At 70.9% G+C, this 2431-nt stretch carries 2 protein-coding genes; both read left to right on the forward strand.

Features of this window, described 5'->3' with window-relative positions; translation table 11 throughout:
- The coding region (locus ACZ49B_RS39110) for a non-ribosomal peptide synthetase (protein WP_468316084.1) at positions 1–2249 on the forward strand (2249 nt) is incomplete at its 5' end.
- Positions 2246–2431: condensation domain-containing protein (locus ACZ49B_RS39115; RefSeq protein ID WP_468316087.1), on the forward strand; the 186-nt coding region annotated here is incomplete at its 3' end. The genes ACZ49B_RS39110 and ACZ49B_RS39115, both read left to right, overlap by 4 nt.

Here is a 2431-nt window from a genome sequence, read left to right on the forward strand (position 1 = left end):
ACACCGACCTCGCCGCCTGGGCACACCAAGACGTGCCCTTCGACCGGCTCGTGGAGACCCTCAACCCCGAGCGCTCCGCCTCCCGCCACCCCCTGGCCCAGGTCATGCTCTCCGTCACGGACGCGGGCGTGCCCGTCCCTCACCTCGCGGGTGTGAAGGCCGACCCGCAGTACACGTCCCTGGAGATCGCCAAGTTCGACCTCACCTTCACCTTCCAGGAACACCACGGCCCCGCGGGCCGCCCGGCCGGCGTCGACGTGCGCGTGGAGTACGCCACGGACCTCTACGACGCCCGCACCGTCGAAGCCGCCGTCAGCCGCCTCCTCCGGCTCCTCGACGCAGCCGGCGATACCCCGGACCTGCCGACCGGTGAACTCGACATGCTGGGCGACGAGGAACGCCACCGCCTGCTCGTCTCGTGGAACGGGGCCCCGGTACCCCGTACCGGAACCTCCCTGCCGGAGGCGTTCGCCGCGCAGGTCGCCCGTACGCCGGACGCCCAGGCCATCGTGATGGGTGAACGAAGCCTCAGCTACGGCGAGTTGGACGAGCGGGCCGACCAACTGGCCCAGCGGCTCATCGACGAGGGCATCCGCCCGGGCGACTGCGTCGTCCTCTACAACGAGCGGTCGCCGGAGGCGGTGATCGCGACGCTCGCCGTCGTGAAGGCGGGAGCGGTCTACGTCCCGCTGGACATCCGCTATCCCACCGACCGGATCAATCTGATCATCCGGGAGTCGAAGGCCACCGTCTTCCTCACCGACCGCCCGCTCGGAGGACTGGACCTGCCCGAGAACGCCCGGACCATCCCGGTCGCCGGGATCGCGGACCGTACGAACGGCACGGCAGGCCGGCCCGGTCCCATGGCCGCGGTCCATCCCGACCAGGCCGCGTACGCCATGTTCACCTCCGGCTCGACCGGTGTCCCCAAGGGCGTCGCCGTCACTCACCGTAACATCACCGATCTTGCCGCCGACTCGCCGTTCCCCCTGGCCTCGCGCGCCCGCATGCTGCTGCACTCGCCGATGGCCTTCGACGCCTCGACGTTCGAGATCTGGATGCCTCTGCTGTCGGGCGGCACGCTGGTGATCGCACCCCCCGGACTGCTCGACTCGGCCGCGATGAGCCGGGTGCTCTCGGAAGGACGCGTCACCGGCCTGATCCTCGCGGCAGGACTGTTCCAAATGGTGGCCGAGGAGGAGCCGGCGGCCTTCGCCGGCGTACGGACCGTCGTGACCGGCGGTGACGTGGTACCGGTGGAGGCGGTCCGACGCGTACAGGAGCACTGCCCCGACACCACCGTGCTCAACGGCTACGGCCCGACCGAGGCCACCGTGATGGCCGCCGCGCACGCCGTCCGCAGGCCCTTCGACTACCCGGGTCCCCTGCCCATCGGTACCGCCCTGGACAACACCCGGCTGTACGTCCTGGACCGGGCCATGCGCCTGGTACCGCCGCTCACGCCGGGCGAGCTCTACCTGGCCGGCGCCGGTCTCGCCGCAGGCTATCTCCACCGCCCCGGGCTCACCGCCGAGCGTTTCACGGCCGATCCGTACGGCCCGGCAGGCTCCCGCATGTACCGCACGGGGGACCTGGCCCGCTGGAACCACCGCGGGGAGATCGAGTTCCTGGGCCGCGCCGACCAGCAGGTCAAACTCCGCGGCTTCCGCATCGAACCCGGCGAGATCGAGACGGTCCTGTGCCGGCAGGCGTCGGTGGCGCAGGCCGCCGTCGTCCTGGGCGAGATCAGGCCGGGCAACAAATGCCTCATCGGATACGTGACGGCGGTCGAAGGCGCCCGCATCGACGTCGCCGAGCTGCGCGCCCACGCCTCCGCGACCCTGCCCGACTACATGGTGCCCGCGGCCTACGTCGTGCTGGACGCCCTGCCGTGGACCACCAACGGCAAGCTCGACCGACGGGCGCTTCCCGTTCCGGAACCGGCGGACGAGGGCGCCGGCGAGGGCCGTCCTCCCCGGACCCCCAAGGAAGAAATGCTCTGCGAGCTGTTCGCAGAGGTACTCGGCCGCTCGTCGGTGTCCATCGACGACAACTTCTTCCACCTGGGCGGGCACTCCCTGCTCGCCACCCGGCTCGTGCGCCGGATCAGCAGCGTCATGGGGCCCGACCTCTCGGTCGGGGCCCTCTTCGAGAATCCGACCGTGGCCACGCTGGTCGAACAGCTCAAGGGCGCTGAAAGCGCCCGGCCCAAGCTTCGGCCGATGCGCCGGATGGGAGCTTCCAAGTGATCCCCTTGTCCTACGCCCAGCAGCGGCTCTGGTTCCTGGACCAGCTGGAGGGCCCGTCGGCGACGTACAACATCTCGCTGGCGGTCTGCCTGACCGGTCCCCTCGACGCGGACGCCCTGCGCAGCGCGCTGTGCGATGTCGTGGGCCGGCACGAAGCCCTGCGGACGCTGTTCCCCGCCGAA

The organism is Streptomyces sp. NPDC031132 (assembly GCF_055570595.1).